This window comes from Acrocarpospora macrocephala, assembly GCF_009687865.1.
Lineage (GTDB): Bacteria > Actinomycetota > Actinomycetes > Streptosporangiales > Streptosporangiaceae > Acrocarpospora > Acrocarpospora macrocephala.
The window spans coordinates 70,899-90,540 of the sequence record NZ_BLAE01000009.1 but is presented as its reverse complement, the minus strand read 5'-3'; the positions used below and the strand labels follow the sequence as shown (position 1 = coordinate 90,540).

Annotated in this window: 18 protein-coding genes; 12 read left to right on the top strand and 6 right to left on the bottom strand. The window is 65.6% G+C overall.

What is annotated here, in order from left to right:
* Nucleotides 1-38: 38 nt before the first annotated feature.
* The 4 genes from nuoL to Amac_RS08615 are packed head-to-tail and all read left to right on the top strand — an operon-like array spanning nucleotide 39 to nucleotide 5,928.
* Nucleotides 39-1,883: an NADH-quinone oxidoreductase subunit L gene (gene nuoL, locus Amac_RS08630; protein ID WP_174900150.1), complete on the top strand. Its 1,845-nt coding sequence runs from the start codon at nucleotides 39-41 to the stop codon at nucleotides 1,881-1,883.
* Complete coding sequence (locus Amac_RS08625; RefSeq protein ID WP_155353796.1) at nucleotides 1,883-3,382, top strand: NADH-quinone oxidoreductase subunit M; 1,500 nt, start codon at nucleotides 1,883-1,885, stop codon at nucleotides 3,380-3,382. Before nuoL ends, Amac_RS08625 begins: the two co-directional genes overlap by 1 nt.
* A complete protein-coding gene (gene nuoN / locus Amac_RS08620; protein ID WP_155353795.1) occupies nucleotides 3,379-4,920 on the top strand; it encodes an NADH-quinone oxidoreductase subunit NuoN in 1,542 nt (513 codons plus the stop codon). Before Amac_RS08625 ends, nuoN begins: the two co-directional genes overlap by 4 nt.
* A gap of 12 nt (nucleotides 4,921-4,932) precedes the next feature.
* Complete coding sequence (locus tag Amac_RS08615) at nucleotides 4,933-5,928, top strand: polyprenyl synthetase family protein (protein ID WP_155353794.1); 996 nt, start codon at nucleotides 4,933-4,935, stop codon at nucleotides 5,926-5,928.
* Between the two features lie 8 nt (nucleotides 5,929-5,936).
* Here Amac_RS08615 and rarD read toward each other — a convergent pair whose 3' ends face one another.
* The gene (gene rarD, locus Amac_RS08610; protein ID WP_155353793.1) at nucleotides 5,937-6,872 is read right to left on the bottom strand and encodes an EamA family transporter RarD; all 936 of its coding nucleotides are present in this window, start codon (nucleotides 6,870-6,872) and stop codon (nucleotides 5,937-5,939) included.
* Between the two features lie 131 nt (nucleotides 6,873-7,003).
* Here rarD and msrA point away from each other — a divergent pair, with 131 nt between their 5' ends.
* Both msrA and Amac_RS08600 read left to right on the top strand, forming a co-directional pair.
* Nucleotides 7,004-7,669, top strand: coding sequence for a peptide-methionine (S)-S-oxide reductase MsrA (gene msrA, locus Amac_RS08605; protein ID WP_155353792.1), 666 nt, complete (start codon nucleotides 7,004-7,006; stop codon nucleotides 7,667-7,669).
* Between the two features lie 199 nt (nucleotides 7,670-7,868).
* Nucleotides 7,869-8,168, top strand: a complete 300-nt coding sequence (locus Amac_RS08600) for a helix-turn-helix domain-containing protein (RefSeq protein WP_155353791.1) — start codon at nucleotides 7,869-7,871, stop codon at nucleotides 8,166-8,168.
* Between the two features lie 187 nt (nucleotides 8,169-8,355).
* Here Amac_RS08600 and Amac_RS08595 read toward each other — a convergent pair whose 3' ends face one another.
* The 3 genes from Amac_RS08595 to Amac_RS08585 all read right to left on the bottom strand — a co-directional run bounded on the left by Amac_RS08595 (nucleotide 8,356) and on the right by Amac_RS08585 (nucleotide 11,173).
* Complete coding sequence (locus Amac_RS08595; RefSeq protein ID WP_155353790.1) at nucleotides 8,356-9,438, bottom strand: hypothetical protein; 1,083 nt, start codon at nucleotides 9,436-9,438, stop codon at nucleotides 8,356-8,358.
* 204 nt (nucleotides 9,439-9,642) lie between these two features.
* A complete protein-coding gene (locus Amac_RS08590) occupies nucleotides 9,643-10,521 on the bottom strand; it encodes an SDR family NAD(P)-dependent oxidoreductase (protein ID WP_155353789.1) in 879 nt (292 codons plus the stop codon).
* 73 nt (nucleotides 10,522-10,594) lie between these two features.
* Nucleotides 10,595-11,173, bottom strand: coding sequence for a TetR/AcrR family transcriptional regulator (locus tag Amac_RS08585; RefSeq protein WP_218040946.1), 579 nt, complete (start codon nucleotides 11,171-11,173; stop codon nucleotides 10,595-10,597).
* Between the two features lie 43 nt (nucleotides 11,174-11,216).
* Here Amac_RS08585 and Amac_RS08580 point away from each other — a divergent pair, with 43 nt between their 5' ends.
* The gene (locus Amac_RS08580) at nucleotides 11,217-12,173 is read left to right on the top strand and encodes a DUF1152 domain-containing protein (RefSeq protein WP_155353788.1); all 957 of its coding nucleotides are present in this window, start codon (nucleotides 11,217-11,219) and stop codon (nucleotides 12,171-12,173) included.
* A gap of 2 nt (nucleotides 12,174-12,175) precedes the next feature.
* Here Amac_RS08580 and Amac_RS08575 read toward each other — a convergent pair whose 3' ends face one another.
* Nucleotides 12,176-13,120, bottom strand: a complete 945-nt coding sequence (locus Amac_RS08575; RefSeq protein WP_155353787.1) for a helix-turn-helix transcriptional regulator — start codon at nucleotides 13,118-13,120, stop codon at nucleotides 12,176-12,178.
* Between the two features lie 86 nt (nucleotides 13,121-13,206).
* Between Amac_RS08575 and Amac_RS08570 the strand changes: the two genes are divergently transcribed.
* The 4 genes from Amac_RS08570 (at nucleotide 13,207) to Amac_RS08555 (ending at nucleotide 17,083) form a co-directional block, all read left to right on the top strand.
* A complete protein-coding gene (locus tag Amac_RS08570; protein ID WP_155353786.1) occupies nucleotides 13,207-14,310 on the top strand; it encodes an epoxide hydrolase family protein in 1,104 nt (367 codons plus the stop codon).
* A gap of 62 nt (nucleotides 14,311-14,372) precedes the next feature.
* Nucleotides 14,373-15,482 (top strand): helix-turn-helix domain-containing protein, encoded by a 1,110-nt coding sequence (locus Amac_RS08565; RefSeq protein ID WP_170322386.1) that lies wholly within the window; start codon nucleotides 14,373-14,375, stop codon nucleotides 15,480-15,482.
* Nucleotides 15,479-16,015 (top strand): PIN domain-containing protein, encoded by a 537-nt coding sequence (locus Amac_RS08560; protein WP_155353784.1) that lies wholly within the window; start codon nucleotides 15,479-15,481, stop codon nucleotides 16,013-16,015. Before Amac_RS08565 ends, Amac_RS08560 begins: the two co-directional genes overlap by 4 nt.
* A 276-nt stretch (nucleotides 16,016-16,291) precedes the next feature.
* Nucleotides 16,292-17,083, top strand: coding sequence for a maleylpyruvate isomerase family mycothiol-dependent enzyme (locus tag Amac_RS08555; protein WP_155353783.1), 792 nt, complete (start codon nucleotides 16,292-16,294; stop codon nucleotides 17,081-17,083).
* 30 nt (nucleotides 17,084-17,113) lie between these two features.
* On the opposite strand, the gene Amac_RS08550 is transcribed toward Amac_RS08555, so the two are convergent.
* Entirely contained in the window at nucleotides 17,114-17,878 is a 765-nt protein-coding gene (locus tag Amac_RS08550) for a hypothetical protein (RefSeq protein WP_155353782.1), read from the bottom strand.
* A gap of 622 nt (nucleotides 17,879-18,500) precedes the next feature.
* On the opposite strand from Amac_RS08550, the gene Amac_RS08545 reads away from it, so the two are divergent.
* Nucleotides 18,501-19,616: a right-handed parallel beta-helix repeat-containing protein gene (locus Amac_RS08545; RefSeq protein ID WP_218040944.1), complete on the top strand. Its 1,116-nt coding sequence runs from the start codon at nucleotides 18,501-18,503 to the stop codon at nucleotides 19,614-19,616.
* Nucleotides 19,617-19,642: the final 26 nt, after the last annotated feature.

Here is a 19,642-nt window from a genome sequence, read left to right as displayed (position 1 = left end):
TCTCGAACCCGGGCGGTGTGATCGGGGTCGGCTGGCTCATGATCGCGCTGCCGTTGCTCGGGGCCGCGGTCCTGCTGCTGGGCGGTCGCCGTACCAACAAGTTCGGCCACTACTTCGGCGTGCTGATGGTGCTGGCGTCGTTCGTGGTGGCGGTGCTGGCGTTCGTGCAGATCCTGGGGTTCGCGCCCGGGGAGCGCCGCCGTGGCGTGTCGCTGTATGAGTTCATTCCCGGCGTGGCCGACATGGGGCTGCTGATCGACCCGCTGTCGATCTCGTTCGCGTTGCTGATCACCGGGGTCGGCGCGCTGATCCACATTTACTCGATCGGCTACATGTCGCACGATCTGGACCGGCGCAGGTTCTTCGGTTACCTGAACCTGTTCGTGGCGGCCATGCTGCTGCTGGTGCTGGCCGACAACTATGTCGCGCTGTTCGTCGGGTGGGAGGGCGTCGGCCTGGCGTCGTACCTGCTGATCGGGTTCTGGCAGTTCAAGCCGACCGCGGCGACGGCGGCCAAGAAGGCCTTCGTGGTGAACCGGGTCGGCGACTTCGGCCTGCTCATCGCGATCTTCATCATCTTCACCTCGTTCGGTTCCGTCGCCTTCGGCGAGGTCTTCGCCAAGGCCGGTGGGGCCTCGGAGGGCACGCTCACCGCGATCGGGCTGCTGCTCCTGCTCGGCGCGTGCGGCAAGTCGGCCCAGCTGCCCCTGCAGTCCTGGTTGCTGGACGCGATGGAGGGCCCGACCCCGGTCTCCGCCCTCATCCACGCCGCCACCATGGTCACCGCGGGCGTCTACCTGGTGGTCCGCTCCGGCGCGGCCTTCTTCCCGGGCGACGGCACGGCCTCCCTGGTCGTGACCATCGTCGGCGTGGCCACGCTGCTCGCCGGTGCGATCATCGGTACCGCCAAGGACGACATCAAGAAGGCCCTCGCCGGGTCCACGATGTCGCAGATCGGCTACATGATGCTCGCCGCCGGCCTGGGCCCGGTCGGCTACGCCTTCGCCATCGCGCACCTGATCACGCACGGCTTCTTCAAGGCCAACCTGTTCCTCGGCGCCGGCTCGGTCATGCACGGCATGAACGACCAGGTCGACATGCGCAAGTACGGCGGCCTCCGCACCTTCATGCCGATCACCTTCTACACCTTCGTGATCGGCTACCTGGCGATCATCGGCTTCCCGCTGCTGTCCGGTTACTTCACCAAGGACGGCATCATCGAGACCGCGATGGAGCACAACGCGATCCTCGGCTGGCTGGCCGTCGTCGGCGCCGGCATCACCGGCTTCTACATGTCCCGGGTGGTCTTCATGACCTTCTTCGGGGAGCGCCGCTGGGACGAGGGCGTGAAGCCGCACGAGTCCCCGGCCGTGATGACCTGGCCGCTGATCCTGCTCGCCATCGGCTCGGCCGGGCTGGGCGCCTTCCTGATCATGGGCAACCGTTTCATGATCTTCCTTGGCCCGGCGGTGGGCCGGCCTGACGAGCTGCCCGCGTTCCACGCGTTCGCCCCGGTCGGCCTGGCCACCCTCGCGCTGGTCGCGGTCGGCGCCGGCTACGCCTGGCTCAAGTACGGCCGCCAGCAGGTTCCCGTCCTCGCCCCGCGCGGCTCGTTCCTCACCACCTTCGCCCGCCGCGACCTGTACGGCGACGCCCTCAACGAGGCGCTGTTCATGCGGCCCGGCCAGTGGCTGACCCGGCTCGCCGTCTGGTTCGACAACCGCGGCGTGGACGGCCTGGTGAACGGCCTGGCGGCGACCATCGGCGGCTCGTCAGGGCGGTTGCGGCGGATCCAGACCGGTTACGTCCGCTCGTACGCGCTGTCCATTTTCGTCGGCGCCGCCATCCTGGCCGGTGCCTGGTTCGTCGTAGGGACCTTGTGATGCCCTGGCTCTCCATATTGATGGGCGTGTCCGCGCTGGGCGCGCTGGGCGTGGCGTTCGTCAAGAACGACAAGCTCGCCAAGCAGGCCACCCTCGCGGTGTCGCTGGTCGTGATGGTGCTCACCATCGTCATGACCGTGCAGTTCAGCCCGAACGGCGACCGCTTCCAGTTCGCCGAGACCTACGACTGGATCCCCGCCTTCGGCGTGCACTACGCGGTCGCCGTGGACGGGGTCGCGCTGGTGCTGATCCTGCTGTCGGCCATCCTGGTGCCGATCGTGGTGCTGGCCTCCTGGCATGACGCCGAGGCGGGCAAGCGGTCGGTCCGGACGTACTTCTCGCTGCTGCTGGTGCTGGAAGCGATGATGATCGGCGTCTTCGCGGCGACCGACGTCTTCCTCTTCTACGTGTTCTTCGAAGCCATGCTGATCCCGATGTACTTCATGATCGGGTCGTATGGCGGGGCGCAGCGGTCGTACGCGGCGGTCAAGTTCCTGCTCTACTCGCTGTTCGGCGGCCTGCTGATGCTGGTGGCGGTGATCGCGCTCTACGTGATCGCCGGCAAGGGCACCTTCCTGTTCCCCGAGCTGATCGGCGCGATCACGGACCCGACCACGCAGAAGTGGCTGTTCCTCGGCTTCTTCATCGCCTTCGCGATCAAGGCGCCGCTGTGGCCGTTCCACACCTGGCTCCCCGACGCGGCCGCGCAGGCCCCGGCGGGCGCCGCGGTCCTGCTGGTCGGCGTGCTGGACAAGGTCGGCACCTACGGCATGCTGCGCTTCTGCCTCGAGCTCTTCCCCGAGGCCTCGAAGTGGGCGACTCCGGTCGTGATCGCGCTGGCCGTGATCGGCATCGTGTACGGGGCCATCGTGGCCATCGGGCAGACCGATATCAAGCGGCTCATCGCGTACACCTCGATCTCGCACTTCGGCTTCATCGCGATGGGCGTCTTCGCGATGACCCAGAACGGCGCCGCCGGGTCTGCCCTCTACATGGTCAACCACGGCTTCGCCACTGGCGCGCTGTTCCTCATCGCCGGGTTCCTGATCTACCGGCGGGGTTCGGCGTTCATCTCCGACTACGGCGGCGTGCAGAAGGTCGCGCCCATCCTGGCGGGCACCTTCCTGGTGGCCGGGCTCTCCGGCCTCTCGCTGCCCGGGCTCAGCCCGTTCGTCAGCGAGTTCATGGTGCTGCTGGGCACCTACGAGGTCTACGCCGTGCCGGCCATCATCGGCGCCACCGGCGTGGTGCTGGCCGCCATCTACATCCTGTGGATGTACCAGCGGACCATGAACGGCCCGACCGCGGAGTCCGTCCAGGGCATGGCGGATCTGAACAGCAGGGAACGCTGGGTGGTCGGCCCGCTGATCGCCCTCATCATCGTGCTCGGCTTCTTCCCCAAGCCGCTGCTCGACGTCATCAACCCGTCGGTCAAGGAGACGATCCACAACGTCTCGGTGACCGCCCCGGCCTCGGCCGTCGCCAAGGAGGGCCAGTGAACGCTCCCACTATCGAGTACCTCCAGCTCGCGCCGCTGCTGACCGTCTTCGGCGCGGCCATTCTGGGCGTGCTCGTGGAGGCGTTCGCCCCGCGCTACCTGCGCCGGGCGATGCACATCCCGATCACCCTGCTCTCCCTGGCGGGCGCGTTCGCGCTCGTCATCGTGCAGACGGTCAAGGGCGTGCCGACCAAGCCGTCGGCCATGGGCGCGGTCGCCGTGGACGGCCCCACCCTGTTCATCTGGGGCACCATCCTGGTGCTGGCCTTCGTCAGCCTGCTGCTCCTCAACGACGAGGACCACTTCGTCCCCGCCGCCGCGGCCGTGCCCGGCTCCGCCGAGGAGGAGCGCGCCCTCATCGAGGGCAACGTGCACACCGAGGTCTACCCGCTGGCCCTGTTCGCCATCGGCGGCATGCTCCTGTTCCCGGCCTCGAACGACCTGCTCATCATGTTCGTCGCCCTGGAGGTCATGTCCCTCCCGCTCTACCTGCTCTGCGGCCTGGCCCGCCGTCGCCGCCTCCTGTCCCAGGAGTCGGCGATGAAATACTTCCTGCTCGGCGCCTTCTCCTCGGCCTTCTTCCTGTACGGCACCGCCCTGCTGTACGGCTTCGCCGGCTCGGTCGACCTGGCGAAGATCGGCACCGCGCTCGGCACGGTCGGCGGCCAGGACGCCCTGCTCTACACCGGCGCCGCCCTGCTCGGCGTCGGCCTGCTCTTCAAGATCGGCGCAGCTCCCTTCCAGTCCTGGAAGCCCGACGTCTACCAGGGCGCTCCCACCCCGGTCACCGCCCTGATGGCCTCCGGCACCCTGGTCGCCGCCTTCGGCGCGCTGCTGCGGGTGTTCTGGATCGCCCTGGGCAACCTGGACTGGGACTGGAGCGGGATCATGTGGGGGGTGGCCATCCTGACGATGGTCGCCGGCGCGATCCTGGCCATCACGCAGACCGACATCAAGCGCATGCTGGCCTACTCCTCGATCGCGCACGCCGGCTTCCTGCTGGTGGGTGTGGTCGCCATCACCGCCGACCCCAAGCAGAACGCGCTCGCGCTCAGCGCGATCCTGTTCTACCTGGCCGTCTACGGCATCACCACGATCGGCGCGTTCGCCATCGTGACCATGGTCCGCGACGCGGGCGGCGAGGCCTGGCACCTGTCCCGGTGGGCGGGCCTGGGCAAGCGTTCGCCCAAGCTGGCCGGGCTGTTCGCCTTCTTCCTGCTGGCCTTCGCCGGGATCCCGCTCACCAGCGGCTTCTTCGGCAAGTACGCGGTGTTCCAGGCGGCTGTCTCCGGCGGCGCGCTGCCGCTCGTGGTGGTCGGCGTGGTCTCCTCGGCCATCGCCGCGTTCTTCTACGTCCGGGTCATCGTCCTGATGTTCTTCAGCGACCCCGCCCCCGACGGCCCCTCGGTGGTCCTGCCGTCCTGGGGCACTGCGAGCGTCGTCGGCTTCGCCGCGTTGGCTACCGTAGTGCTGGGGGTCTTCCCGCAGCCTGTCCTTGACCTCGCTCAGTCGGCCGCGGGCTCGTTGTTCGTTCATTAAGGAGCTTTATCCATGGCCGCGCCGCCCGTTGTTGATCTGCCTGTTGTGGACGAGCGGCTGGCCGAGGATCTGGCCACCGGTCTGGCCGCGGTGGAGCGCTTACTGCGGACCTGCGTGGAGAGCGAGGACGCCTTCGTCACGGAGGCGTCCAAGCATCTCATCGAGGCCGGGGGCAAACGGTTCCGGGCCATGCTGGTGCTGCTCGCCGCGCAGTTCGGCGAACCCGCGTCCGAGGGGGTCGTGCCTGGGGCGGTGGTGATGGAGCTCACCCATCTGGCGACGCTTTACCACGACGATGTGATGGATGAGGCCGCCGTGCGCCGGGGTTCGGCTTCGGCCAACGCGCGGTGGAACAACACCGTCGCCATCCTCACTGGGGACTATCTGTTCGCGCAGGCGGCCGACCTCCTCGCCGATCTGGGTCCTGAGGCCGTGCGCATCCAGGCCAGGACCTTCTCCCGGTTGGTCCGCGGTCAGATCAGGGAGACCATCGGCCCGGCCGCTGGCGTCGATCCCATCGCCCATTACCTGAGCGTTCTCGCTGACAAGACCGGTTCCCTTATCGCCACGTCGGGCCGTTTCGGGGCGCTGCTTTCGGGCGCCTCCGCTGATGTCATCACCCGGGTGACCGCCGCCTGCGAGGCCATCGGGGTGGCCTGGCAGCTCGGCGACGACCTGATCGACGTGGCCTCCGACACGCTTGGCTCCGGCAAGACGCCGGGGACCGATTTGCGGGAGGGGATTCGCACCCTGCCGGTGTTGTACGCCCTGGGCTCGACCTCGCCCGCGGAAGCCCGGCTGCGGGCGTTGATCTCCGCTCCCGTGGCCGAGTCCGACGTCGATGAGGCGCTGGTACTGCTGCGCGACAGCGAAGCTCTCAAGCAGGCACGGGCGGAGCTGCTGCGCTGGGCGGATCGCGGCAAGTCGGAGCTGGAGGGCTTGCCCGACATCCCGGCCAGAACCGCCCTGATGAACCTGTGCGACTACGTGGTCGAACGCTCCGGCTGACCTATGGCTTAGCCGCCGCGTGCTGCCAAGGCCGTTTCCGGGAGGTCCTCTTCGTCGGCGGCCTCGGTTGCGGCACGCGGGGAAGTCAGCCCGTTGCGCAGGCTGTCCCAGGTGAAGACGCACAGCGCCAGCCAGACGATCAGGAATCCCGCCCAGCGGCTGGCGGGCATCGATTCGTGGGCGATCAGCACGCCGATGAGGAACTGGAGCACGGGCGCGATGTACTGCAGGATGCCGATGATGCTCATCGGGATCCGGATCGCCGCCGCCGTGAACGCCAGCAACGGCACCGCCGTGACGATGCCTCCACCCACGAGGAGCAGGGCGTGCCCGGTGCCTTGCGTGCCGAAGGTGTTCTCCTCGCCCAGCAGCGCCAGGTAGGCGAGCGCGGGCACCAGCAGGACCACGGTTTCCACCGTCAGGCTCTCCGCCGCGCCCACGTTGGCGGTCTTCTTCAGCAGGCCGTACAGGCCGAAGGTGAAGGCCAGGGTCAGCGCGATCCAGGGCAGGCGGCCGTACGCCACGGTCAGGATGATCACCGCGAGGCTGCCAAGACCGACGGCCACCCACTGCCAGCGGCGCAGCCGTTCCCGGAACACGACCACGCCGAACAGGATGTTGACCAGCGGGCCGATGAAGTATCCGAGCGCGCTTTCCACCACATGTCCGGTGTTGACGGCGAAGATGTATGTTCCCCAGTTGCCGGAGATCAGCACGGCCGCCAGGGTGAGCAGGCCCAGCTGGCGTTTCGTCAGTTGCCGGATCCACGTCCAGTGCCGCCGTACGAGAAGGATCGCGACCACCGCCACGAGCGACCACACCATACGATGCGCCAGGATCTCCACCGCCGAGGACGGCTTCAGCAGCGGCCAGTAGAGCGGAAAGAGCCCCCACATGGCATAGGCCGCAAACCCATACCAAAGACCCCGACGTGTTTCAGGCATGTGCCCCAGTTTGACTGCTTACGACCTTTACCACAAATAAGCAAACCTCCTGTGACTCTTAAGCACCGCTAACCCATGGAACAAACCGCCGGGTGCCACGGTTTCCCCGGTAGGACCTAAGGAGGACCCCAATGGGCTGGATCTTCGGCACCAACAAGATCACCATGATCACCCCCCAGGACGCACTCCCCGGCCGCTCCACCAGCATGCCGGTAGCACCCCGCCACCTGGTCCTGGACGCCCCCCTGGCACCCCCGTATCCCCCAGGCTCCGAAATAGCCGACTTCGGCCTCGGCTGCTTCTGGGGCGCCGAACGCAAGTTCTGGCAGACCCCCGGCGTCATCACCACCGCCGTCGGCTACCAGGGCGGCTACACACCCAATCCCACCTACGAAGAGGTCTGCTCCGGCCACACAGGCCACACCGAAGCCGTCCGCGTCGTCTACGACCCCACCCGCGTCTCCTACGAGGAACTCCTCAAAGTCTTCTGGGAATCCCACGACCCCACCCAGGGCATGCGCCAGGGCAACGACGTCGGCACCCAGTACCGCTCCGCCATCTACACCCACACCCCCGCCCAGGAAAAGTCCGCCCAAGCCTCCAAGGACGCCTACCAATCCGTCCTCACCAAGGCGGGCTACAACACCATCACCACCGAAATAGCCCCCGCCCCCGACTTCTACTACGCCGAGAACTACCACCAGCAGTACCTGGAAAAAAACCCCAACGGCTACTGCGGCATCGGCGGAACCGGGATCAGCTGCCCTACCGGGCTGACGGGGTCTGCGGAGGAATAACTGGGATTACTCGAGACCTCCGGGCTCCCGGGGGTCTCATGGCTCGGAGGAAGCGGTCGTCCCCAGTCGAGCGACGGATTGCGCTCTTAACGGTGTTTCACAAGAGTCGGATGCGCGACAATCGCGAAGTCGAGCGCGCCCGCCGAGCCCTGCGTCGCTGCATCGAACAGGCGCACAGTCTCGACGAGGAGGAGCCGGCATGAGTGAGCGATCCGACTGGCGGGAACTCAGAGATCGTCGAATGACCGAACCGGGCGCCGCTGAGGCTTATGAAGCCGCACGCTTGGCTTACGAGCTCGGCAAGACGGTCCGGGTGATGCGCGAGGCGCGAGGCTGGAGCCAGAGCGACCTCGCCGGCAGGGCTGATATGACCCAGTCGGCAGTGGCCCGCTTCGAGGCAGGTGGGACTATTCCGACGCTTCCGGTCCTTGAGCGCCTGGCACATGCCCTAGATGCGCACGTCGAGGTCCGCCTGACACCCCGGGTTCCGGCCGCTTGAACCTCCCGTTCCGCAGAACTTGGATCGGTTACTTGGAAGCCGCACCCCATACGACGATCCTGAGTCCCGTACCTGTAGGTACGGGCGTGGCTTGCCCGGTGGGTCTGCCGTCCGGCGAGGCGTAGACCTGCGGAGCTAGCTCGATCCTGGCCCTTGATTGCCCGATCTTGGGCCCTCGCTCAGTTGGTCAGAGGGTGCGCCAGAACGAGCCGTTGGCCGAGGGGTCGTCGGGGTCGCCCTGCGGCACCGTGAAGCCTGCTCCCCACACCGTCGCCGTCCCCGGTCTGCGCGCGATCGAGAACAGTACGGCGTCGGTGCGGGCCTTCCGTGGGAGCGGGGTGTCCGTCCAAGCTGAACCTGTGACGTGCCACAGGGTGGAGTTCCAGTGGCTCTGTACGACCCATACGCCGCCCTTGCCGTCGGGCTCCACCTCTGTGTACGGCTGTGCGTTGGCGGTGCCGATCGTGATGACCCAGGAACTGCCGTTCCAGCGCATCAGCAGGGTGCGGCTGAAGGTCACATCGTCGCCCTCGTCGTTGGCTCCTTCCCAGGTGACGCCGCCGACGGCCCACACGTTGCGCGGGCCCAGCACCGCGATGTCGATGATGGCCGCGATGGCGTCAGGAGCGGGGAGTTTGAGCGAGGGGGTGGGCACCAGTGCCCAGGACTTGCCGTTCCAGCGCATGACCGCGGGACGGTTGCCTTTGGTTCCGGCCGCCCAAACGTCACCGGCCTTGTACGTTTCGACGGCGCTGGCGCGGCCCGGCAGCTGGAAGCTCTTCCACGAGGATCCGTTCCAGTGCCTCGCCGAGGCTGCGGACCCGGCGACCGCCCAGATGTCCTTCGCGCTCGTTCCGTCGGCGTCGCTTGCCGAGAAGCCGCCGCCGAGTGAGGTGCTGGTCCACGCCCGGCCGTTCCAGCGCGCGGCCTTGCCGTTACCGAAGACCCACACGTTCCTGTTGGAGGTGGCTGTCACGGCGTTCAGCTCATACGGGGGGCTGTTCGGGATCGCTTTCCACGCCCCGCCGTCGAACCACTGAACCAGACCCCGCTGCTTCCCGTTCACAACCCGGTGACCAGCCGCCCACACCGACCCGTTGCCCAAGACCGTCACATCATTGAGGACGTCATCCCCGGGCAGCGTGTTTACCCTGGTCAACTTCCACACCGGCGCGGCCCCCTCGACCTGGTGAGCCACACCGGCCGCCGCCATGGCCGGTGCGCACGCCAGCCCGAGCACAGTCATCCCTGAGACGAATACGCTACGCATGATTCGCTCCCTCCGTTCACTCCTACGACGCCTGGCGGAGAGGCTTCGTTCACAGAGAGACGTAGCGACGGCGCCTGCCTTCGTGTTCGGGAAAACCGGACCTCCGTCGTGAGCGGAGAGCGGCTATTTCCTGAACATTGAGGTGGGCTGTCCGAGGGCTGCGGTGTCTCGGCCTGGCCGGCGAGGCGTAGACCTGCCGGGGCTTCAGCGCAGCGCTTGGGTCAGTGGTGCCAACTGTCGGCTGAGTTTGAGGACGGCCTGGACTGTTTGTGGGTTGAGGCTGGGGCGGAAGGGTGTGGTGGGTTGGGCGTTGGGGCCGATGACTAGGCCGGTTTGGTTGTTGAGTGAGGGGTCGGTTGCGGCGAGGAGTGAGGGGCGGGCGGCTACTGAGGCGGGGCCGGAGGTGGCGCGTTCGAAGGTTCGGCGGACTAGGGGCCAGAGTAGGCGTAGGGCGGGGGAGACGATCTTGGGGGAGAGCATGGTGCCGTTGGTCATGGTGGTGGCGGCGCCGCCGGGGTCGGCTGCGAAGACCGAGATGCCGGTGCCGCGTAGTCGTTCGGCCAGGTCCAGGGTGTAGGCGAGGTTGGCGAGCTTTGCCCGGCCGTACCAGTGGAAGCCGTAGTAGCCGCCCGGTGGTTCGACGGCGTCGAAGGTGCGCTTGGCGACGCGGATCGAGCCGGAGGTGACGTTCACGATCCGGCTGGGGCTTCCGGCGCGGAGCGGTTCCAGCAGTAGTTCGGTGAGTAGGTATGGGGAGAGGTGGTTGACGGCGAATGTCGCTTCGATCCGGTCGGGTGTCTGTTGCCGGTCCGCGAACATTGCTCCGACGTTGTTGATGAGAACGTTCAGTGGTCCGTCCGCCGCCAGTTGGGCCGCCACGGCTCGTACGGCATCGAGCGATGCGAGGTCGGCCGTCACGAATCTCGCCTCCGCTCCCGTAGCGCCGATCCGCTCGACCGCATGGGCGCCGCGCTCGGCGTTCCGGCCGACCACGGTAACGGCGTAACCGGCCGCTGCCAGGCCTATCGCGGTTTCCAGGCCGATTCCCCCGGTTCCTCCCGTGACCACCGCCCGTTGGCTCATGGCTTCGCCCTCCTTAAGTGGATAACTATCCGGTTCTCTGCTCGTACCGTACCACAATCGGATAGTTATCCGATTAGCGTGGGGGGCGCAGGCCCTCGAGGAGGACGTCGAGGTAGAGCTCGGCGTATTTGGGGTTTCCGTCGCCGGAGCGGACCGCGTGCTCGACGCCGCAGAGCAGGCGGCGGACGTCGTCGGCTTCGATGCCATGGCGGATGGCGCCAGCGTGGCGGGCGCGATCAAGCAGGTCAGCGACGGCGCGGTCAAGTTCGGCCTTCATCGCCGAGGTGCGCGCGTCGGCGTCGCTGGCGGATTCCAGCACTGCGGCGAAACCGGCATCGTCCAGCGCGCGTGCGAGGGCGAAACGCAGCAAGCGGTGCAGGCCTGTGAGGGCGTTCTCGTCGGCCGCCGCGACCTGTGCCTCGCTGACGAGTTGCTGGAAGCGCTCCGCCGACAGCGCTTCCAGCAGCGCGTGCCGGTTAGGGAAATGCCGGTAGACCGTCCCGACGCCCACTCCCGCGAGCCGGGCGATGGTGTTCAGCTGGAGCGAGTCGTCGCCTGCGGCCAGCTGCTCGCGAGCGACCTGCAACACCCGGGCGCGATTACGCGCGGCATCGGCGCGCAGCGCAGTCACCCGTCCGGCTTTCGGTGTCACAGGCTCAGCCTAACGACGCCCATGTCCCTGGTAGGTTCCCGGGATGTTCTCGTTGCACGAGCCTCCGCTGTTCACTCGGCTCAAGCAGGCTCAGCGCGTCCTGGTGGCCGGAGCTGGGGGAGGCTTCGATGTGTATGCCGGGCTTCCGCTCGCTGTGGCGCTTTGGGAGCTTGGCAAGGACGTGCATCTGGCGAATTTGTCGTTCAGCCGGCTGCACGGGCTGGATCTCGAGGTCTGGGTGGATCAGGATGTGGCCGCGATCGGTCCGGAAACGGCCACCCGGGACTGGTATTTCCCAGAACGATCGCTTGCTCGCTGGCTCGAAGCCCACGACCTGCCTTCCACCGTGTACGCATTCCCCAAGGTTGGCGTAAGTCCGCTTCGCGCCGCCTACGAGGTGTTAGTGGAGCGGCTGGACATCGACGCCGTCGTTCTGGTCGATGGTGGAACCGACATCTTGCTGCGCGGCGACGAGGCGGGGTTGGGCACTCCGGAGGAGGATATGGCCAGCCTGGCCGCCGTACAGGGCCTTGAGGTGAGCGAGAAGATCGTCGCCTGCATTGGGTTCGGCGTGGATGCCTACCATGGAGTTAATCATGTCCAGGTGCTGGAGAATCTGGCGGCTTTAGACCGCGATGGAGCGTATCTGGGTGCGTTTTCCATCCCGCGCGCGAGCCGGGCATCCGAGCTCTATCTTGACGCCGTCGCGTACGCCCAGGCCGAGACACCGGCTCGTCCGAGCATCGTCAACGGGTCGATCGCGGCTGCTTTAGACGGCCAGATCGGCGATGCGCATTTCACTGCTCGTACCACCGGCAGCGAGCTGTTCATCAATCCTCTTATGACCATCTATTTCGCCGTAGACGCTGACGGGCTGGCTCGCCGCTCGCTCTACCTGGACCGCCTCGAAGGCACCACCCTGATGCGCCAGATCAGATCGATCATCCAGAGCTTCCGCGCGGAGATCACCCCACGTTCACCCAGGGCATTTCCCCACTGAACTCAGATCGCTCGCAAGAGCCTTTCCGCGAGGGTACGCAGCGCCGCGACCAGTTCGGGCGAACCCTCGACCGTGAAATCCTCGCCGAGCATTGCCAGGTAGCCGGCGAGCATCAGGGGATTGTCCGACCCTGGCTCGAACACGCACCGATCCTCACCCAGCGGCTGGATCTCGGCCGGTACGGGCAGTTTCTGGGCCACCCGCTCGGCTGGCGCGTGGACGATTACCCGCGCCCGGTAGCGCCAGGGCGCCGTGGCGACGCCGCGGGAGACGCGCGACGCGACATCGCCAGGCAACGGCCGCGGGGTGAACCGCGGCCCCGTTGGCGTTCGGGGCTGGATGCGGTCCACGCGGAAGGTACGCCAGTCGTCACGCTCCACGTCCCAAGCGAACAGATACCAGCGGCGCCTGGTGTGGACCAGACGATAAGGCTCGGTGGTACGCACCGCGTGATCGCCGTCGTGGCTGCGGTAGTCGAAGCGGAGCCGTTCATGGTCCCGGCACGCGGTCGCAATCGTCGTCAGCACGCCCGCGTCGACAGTCGGCCCTGCCCAGGGCGTCGACACCGTGTACGCCTGGAGCGCGTCGACCCGCCGGCGCAGCCGTGACGGCAACACCTGCTGCAGCTTGACCAAGGCCCGGGCGGAGATCTCCTCGATCCCCGCGACGGTGCCGCCGACGGCCGTACGCAAGCTGACCACGACGGCGACGGCTTCCTCGTCGTCGAGCAGGAGCGGCGGCAGGTTGGCGCCCGCGCCGAGCCGGTAGCCGCCGGTCACACCAGGCGTGGCCTGCACGGGGTAGCCGAGTTCGCGCAGCCGTTCCACGTCGTTGCGGATGGTGCGCGTGGTGACCTCCAGGCGGTCGGCCAGCTCGGGGCCGGTCCAGTTCTGCCTTGCCTGCAGGAGCGACAGCAGCTTCAGCAATCTGGCCGAGGTATCCAACATGCTCCGAGTCTGCCATCCAATCGCGGAAAGAACCTTTCCGCATTCCCTCGTAACGTGGTGGCATCCCAAGGAGAAGGAGCGTCCTGATGGACATTCGCCCGTTCACCATCGCCATCCCGCAGGCCGACGTCGACGATCTGGCCGACCGGCTGGTAAGGACCCGCTGGCCCGATGAACTGCCCGGCGCCGGGTGGAGCCGCGGCGTGCCGCTGGAATCCTTGAAAAAGCTGGCCACCCACTGGGCGGTGCACTACGACTGGCGCGCCGCGGAAGCGCAGCTGAACGAGTTTCCGCAGTTCACCACCGAAATAGACGGGCAGCGGATTCACTTCCTGCACGTCCGCTCCGACAATCCCGACGCGCTCCCGCTGCTGATCACGCACGGATATCCCAGCTCGTTCGCCGAATTCACCACGCTGATCGGGCACTTGCGGCAGGACTTCCACGTGGTGGCGCCGTCGCTGCCCGGCTTCGGCTTCTCCACTCCGGTACGCGAGAGCGGCTGGGCGATGAGCCGTACCGCCCGGGCCTGGGTCGAGCTGATGCGCCGCCTTGGCTATCACCGGTACGGCGTGCACGGCGGCGACGTCGGCGCCGGTGTCTCGGGCGCCGTGGCGGGCATGGACGGCGAGCATGTCGTGGGAGTCCACGTGGTGACCGACCCGCTCACGGCAGCGGCCACGGCTACCTTCCTGCCTGGCATGGCCGACAGGCTGGACCCGGCGGACCCGGTGGACAAACTGGCCCTGGACCGGATGGCAGAGTTCCAACGCCAAGGCAGCGGCTACCTGGCGATCCAGAACAGCCGCCCTCAGACCATCGGATATCTGCTCAACGACTCACCGGCCGGGCAACTCGGCTGGATCGCGGAAAAGTTCGAGGAGTGGACCGACCTGCCCTACGACCGCGACCAACTGCTCACCATCGTGAGCCTCTACTGGTTCACCGGTTCCGGCATCTCCGCCGCCCGCTTCCTGTACGAGCAGGCCCACTCCTTCGACTGGGGCGCGCCACCGGCCGTACCGCAGGGGTTCGCGGTGTTCGGCGCCGACGCCACGGTCCGCAAGCTGGTCGACCCGCCCGCAGGCGCGTACTGGGCGGAGTACGAGCGGGGAAAGCACTTCCCAGCCATGGAAGCACCGGAGGTCCTGGCCGCGGACCTGCGCACCTTCTTCGGCGAGCTGAGGTAACGGCGACCGATCCTGGCGCTCCGTCAAGTGCTGGTGGCCAGGGTATGTGCGATAATGGCACTATGGCGAAAGATCAAGGATTGCTTGAAGTCGGTAGGCGCGTGTCTGAGGCTCGTAGGGCCCGTGGCCTGAGTCAAGACCATCTTGCTGACGCCATGGGGTTGGATCGGACTGCGATCACCAAGATCGAAGCGGGCCGGAGGCAGATCAAATCTCTGGAGCTTGTGCGTCTTGCGGAGATCCTCGATCGGCCTTTGCAGTGGTTTGTGTCGGCTCCGCCTAGTGCCATCGTGAGTCGGCGCGCTGCTATAGCTGATCCGCTTGGCGATCAGAAGAGTGACCAGGCCATTGAGGATCTCGCGCGCGACGTAAGGCTTCTGGTCGATATACGTGCGCTTGTTCCTGGCGGCCATGTGGGCGCGATCAAGCCAGGTGACCAGGGCTGGGCTTCCGAGACGGCTGCGGCTCAGGCTCGCGAGGCCATGTGCCTCGATGCCGGTGAACCGATTCATGACTTGGCTGAACATGCGGAGAAGGTCGGTCTATTCTCCTTCTCATTGAGCTTGGGCGAAGCGGATGCGGACGGCGCTTATGTCGAGGTAGAGAGCGCGGGGGTCGCACTTATAAACGGGGATCTCGACCCAGGTAGAAGGCGTTCAACGCTCGCTCATGAACTTGGGCACCATCTGTTCGGCGACGCCTACTCGCTGGATTGGGGAGCGAACACCAGTGAAACTGAGAGGGCAATCGATAGCTTTGCCATTAGTTTGCTGTTCCCTCGGGTTGGGGTAGTTAAACGGTGGTCGGAGCTACGGCAGGACCACAGTCTGCGTCAAGCCGCGATTATTGTCAGCGCTGAGTATAGGATCAGCTGGACTGCCGCCTTGAAGCAACTGAAGAGCTTCGGGTTGCTCTCGAAGGACGACTACAAACTACTTGATTCGAGATCCCCCACCCGGGCTGACTATCTCGAATGCAACCTTCGCATCACGGAGGAGCTGCAGTCACCCTATATCGCTACTGGGTTCTCTGCCGCTGCGATACGCGCATATCGGAGCCATCGACTCTCGGCAGAGAGGGTGACTGAGCTGCTGCGGGGCCAGATCGAAATCGATGAATTGCCGCTGCGTGACGAGATCCCGCTGGAGGCCATGCGGGGTGAATTGCGTTGAATGGTGAGCGATATGTTATCGACAGCTCACCGCTAAACTATTTCGCACGCTCCAATCAATTGCCGGTCCTGGGCAAGTTGCTGGGCGATCGTGCGTGCTCTATTACGGGAGCTGTTGAGCAGGAGATCCTCAAGGGCGGAACCAAGTACGCGCAGCTGTATCAAGTTTCCATTCAGCCCTGGATCGCGGTCGTGGAAGAGTCGGCGCTGGACTATCTCGTCTTGTTCTCTGCGTATCATGAGCGGCTTGGCAGAGGTTCAAAGAATATCGGTGAGGCCACTACCCTGGCATATGCCGAATTCCACGGCATTACCGCGGTCGTGGATGACCGTGCCGGTCGCCGCCACGGCCTGGAGCGTGGCGTTAAGATTACGGAGAGTCTTGAAATCCTGTGCGAAGGAATTCGGGGCGGAATAATCGACGTGGCGGAAGCGGCGACCGTAGTCGATCTTTTGAGTGATCACGAAGCCTTCTTGCCGTGCGATGGGACTACCTTCTTCGCCTGGGCCCAAGCGGAAGGGCTCCTTGACTGATGGGGTAGCCCCCCTCGTGCTGTCCAGCTGCCTGGTGGGTTGGGTGCCGGTCCCAGGTGATCTATCTGAGCAAGGGTCTTCTCGGATACTGTCGGGACGCTGAGCCGTCACGATCAGAGGGACATCGTGGCCAGCGGTGAAGCGTGACCTGCTGGTCCATCGCCGAATGCTCGGGATCGCGGATCTTGCCCTCATCGGCCCGGTGCATTTGGGATGATCCACGGCGTTGTTGGTGTTCGGCGTTGATGAGTTCAAATCGCTGGACAGGAGAGCAGGATGACCGACCTGACGGATCGGACGATTAAGGCGCTGCGTTCGGAGTTCGATGAGCTCGCGGCGTTGGTGCGTGGGTTTGGCGAGGAGGATCTCGCTCGGCAGTCGGGGGCGGCGGAGTGGGATGTGTCGCAGGTGCTGAGTCACCTGGGGAGTGGTGCGGAGATCAATCTCGCGGCGCTTGAGGGGGCGGTGCAGGGGGCCGGTGCTCCCGGCATGGAGTTCATTCAGGGGGTGTGGGGGCGGTGGGACGCGATGTCGCGCGTGCAGCGGGCCGAGGGTTTCGTCACGGCGAATGAGGCGCTGGTGCGGCGCTTCGAGGAGCTGGATCCGCAGACGAGGGGGGACGTTCGCGTTCATCTCTGGTTTCCGACTGAGCCGGTGGACGTGGCTTCTTTTGGCGCCATGCGGCTTAGTGAGGTCGCTCACCACACCTGGGATGTCAAGGTCGCGTTGGACTCGGGGGCGACGCTGAATCCGGAGACCGTCGAGCTGCTGGTGGATCGTGTTGGGTCCGTCCTCGGCTTTGCCGGCAAGCCTGCGGGGCTGGGCGGCGGCCAGGCGACCGTAGCGGTGCACATCACCTCGCCAGAACGGTCTTTCGGTCTCGATATTCGTGAGGCGGTGGCCCTCGTCGATGTTCCGGATGCGCCGGACGCGGTTCTCACCGCCCCGGCGGAGTGGTGGCTGCGTCTGGTCGTTGGGCGTCACGCTCCGGAGCACACTCCGGCCGCGGTGGAGGTCACTGGCGCGGTAACCCTGGACGACTTGCGCCGGGTCTTCCCCGGGTACTGAGCCTATGGGAACGATAATGCCCACTCCCCGTCACTCGAAAGGCACCTGTGATGCGGGGGGCCTTTGTGCTGTGGGCACCGGGCTCGGCTGTCCTGTGGGAATCGCTGCCACAGGAGGGTGACTGGTCTTCGTGACCGCCTTCTGGGGAGGTTCTGTGGCTTGGGCCTCCCCTGAGGGGTCAGCGTTGGGCTGTTCTGTTTCCTTGTTGGTGGGCTCGGGTTTCTTGTAGAACGGGTGCTTGGTCTCCCAGTAGCGCCAGCCTTCCATTCTGGCGGGGACGTTGGCTATTCCGCTGGCGATTTTGACGTGGCGGCATGTGCCGAGTACCGACCAGGCTGACCAGCCGATGCGGTAGCCGAAGACGCGGTACCAGGTGTTGCCGTACATGCCTTTGCTGATCTTTCGCGTGTATTCGTGGCCGGTGAGGATCCTGTGTCGGACTTCGACGCGGGGGCGTTCCAACCTCCGAAGGTGGCGGATCACGTCTTTGGCGGTGATGGACTCTTGGCCTTCATCCTCGAACTCGAGGTAACTCATCACTTCGTGTTCCCGTAGGACCGACACCTTCATCGAGCCGCCAGGGCCGTCGACGTAGCGGGTGCGGGGTATGAAGAAGTTTCTCGGTGTGAGCCGGCCGAACTTGTAGAAGTGGCGCGGTCCGCACTGTTTGCGCTTGCCATTGAGACAGAAGCCGGCTGACTTGCAGTGCTCGTGTTGGTCGTTCTCGGCGCTGGCGGTCGCCGGGGCCGAGGTGATGACCAGAGTTATCGAAAGGAAGCCGCGCATGGTCGCCATCGCCGTTCTCCTCGCCGCGTGACGTGCCTTCGGCCGGGCGGTAGCGGCTGGGGCTTTTGTCCGGGGAATAGGCGTTGGCATATACCGTTCCTTTCGGAATGTGATTCTTGGTCGCGGCTGACGCGTAGGCCCGAATGCGACCTACTTGTCCAGTGAGCAAGCCGACGAGACCGGTATGATGCTTACAGTTGCCGCGAGCCACCTCACAACGCAACGCCGATGTGAAATTCCCGTACCGGAAAAGAGCCGGTGAAAAAGTGTCAATGTGTCAGCGATGCTCGGATCCCGGTTCGATCCGGCTTGGGTGATCACGTCTGGCCTTGATCGAGACTTCCCGCAGGCGTCGCCCGATGTGGAACGCTGGTGTGACGGTGCGTCGTGCCCGGTGGGTGTCACTACGGACAAATCCTGATGTGCGTTCTCACCCGACAGGGCTGCCACTAGGTGATCTTGTGCCGCTTGGTGTTTTGCGGCATTTTCACAACAGAGTCGCAACGGCCCTGAATCGGACAACGAGCGGCTGTGAGGATTGAGCCTGGTGAAGGAAGGCGTTGCTCCCGTTGCTAGGGTGATCGTCTGAAACGCCCGTTGTCATGACTTCAAATGTTATTCAGGAGTTCTCTTGCGCCTCGAACACCCGACAGGGAGACCAACGACTAAGGTCGATGTCACGCTCGCCGGAGGGCTGGTCGGCTCGCTGGTCATGGCCACGGGAGTGTGGCTCGTGGCCGGGAGTGGTGTGGCGACGAGTCTTGGGAACGGCGAGGACGGCAGCGAGCTTCGCGGTCTAAGGATGGTTTCGGTGTCGGCTCCCGCACCGCTCGCGCGCGTGCCTGCGGGACCCGGCAAAGTACGCTGCCCGCAGCCCACCAAGATCGTCGGCAACGCCTCGGCGCTCCAGCAGGCGATCAAGTCGGCCCGGCCGGGTGAGGTCATCCAACTGCGTCCTGGCATCTACAAGGGCAAGTTCGTCGCCCAGAAGTCAGGCACGAAGGCTAAGCCGATCTTCCTGTGTGGCACCGCCAAAGCGGTTCTGGACGGCGGCGGCATCAAGAACGGGTACGCCTTCCACCTCAACAAGGTGAGCTACTGGCGACTGGTGGGCTTCTCGGTCCAGAACAGCCAGAAGGGCATCATGGCTGACCGGACCAGAGGCTCGATCATCCAGGGCCTTACCGTGCATGAGATCGGCGACGAGGCGATCCATCTGCGCAATTTCAGCACCGGCAACATCGTGCAGTACAGCAAGATCTACAACACCGGCCTGCGCCGCGCGAAGTTCGGTGAGGGCGTCTATCTCGGGTCGGCGGAATCCAACTGGGGCAAGTACACCGGCGGGCGGATGGACCAGAGCGACAGAAACCTGGTGCGCGGAAATGTCATCCGGGCCACGGCCGAAGCCATCGACATCAAGGAAGGCACCAGCGGGGGCCGCATCGTCGGCAACATCTTCGACGGGTCCGCGCTCATCGGGGACGACGTCAACGACTCCTGGGTCGACGTCAAGGGCAACAACTACGTGATCGAGGGCAACTCCGGAAAGAAGACGCCGCAGGACGGCTTCCAGACGCACGAGATCATCGATGGCTGGGGCACCGGCAACATCTTCCGCAAGAACAGGATCGATCTTGCCGGTGGCAAGGGCGTCGGCATCAACGACACCGTGGGCGGCAACACCATCGCGTGCGACAACAAGGTCATCGGCGGCCGGCTCACGAAGAAGGGCACCTGTTCCTGACGTTGCACCTAACCCAATGCTCACCG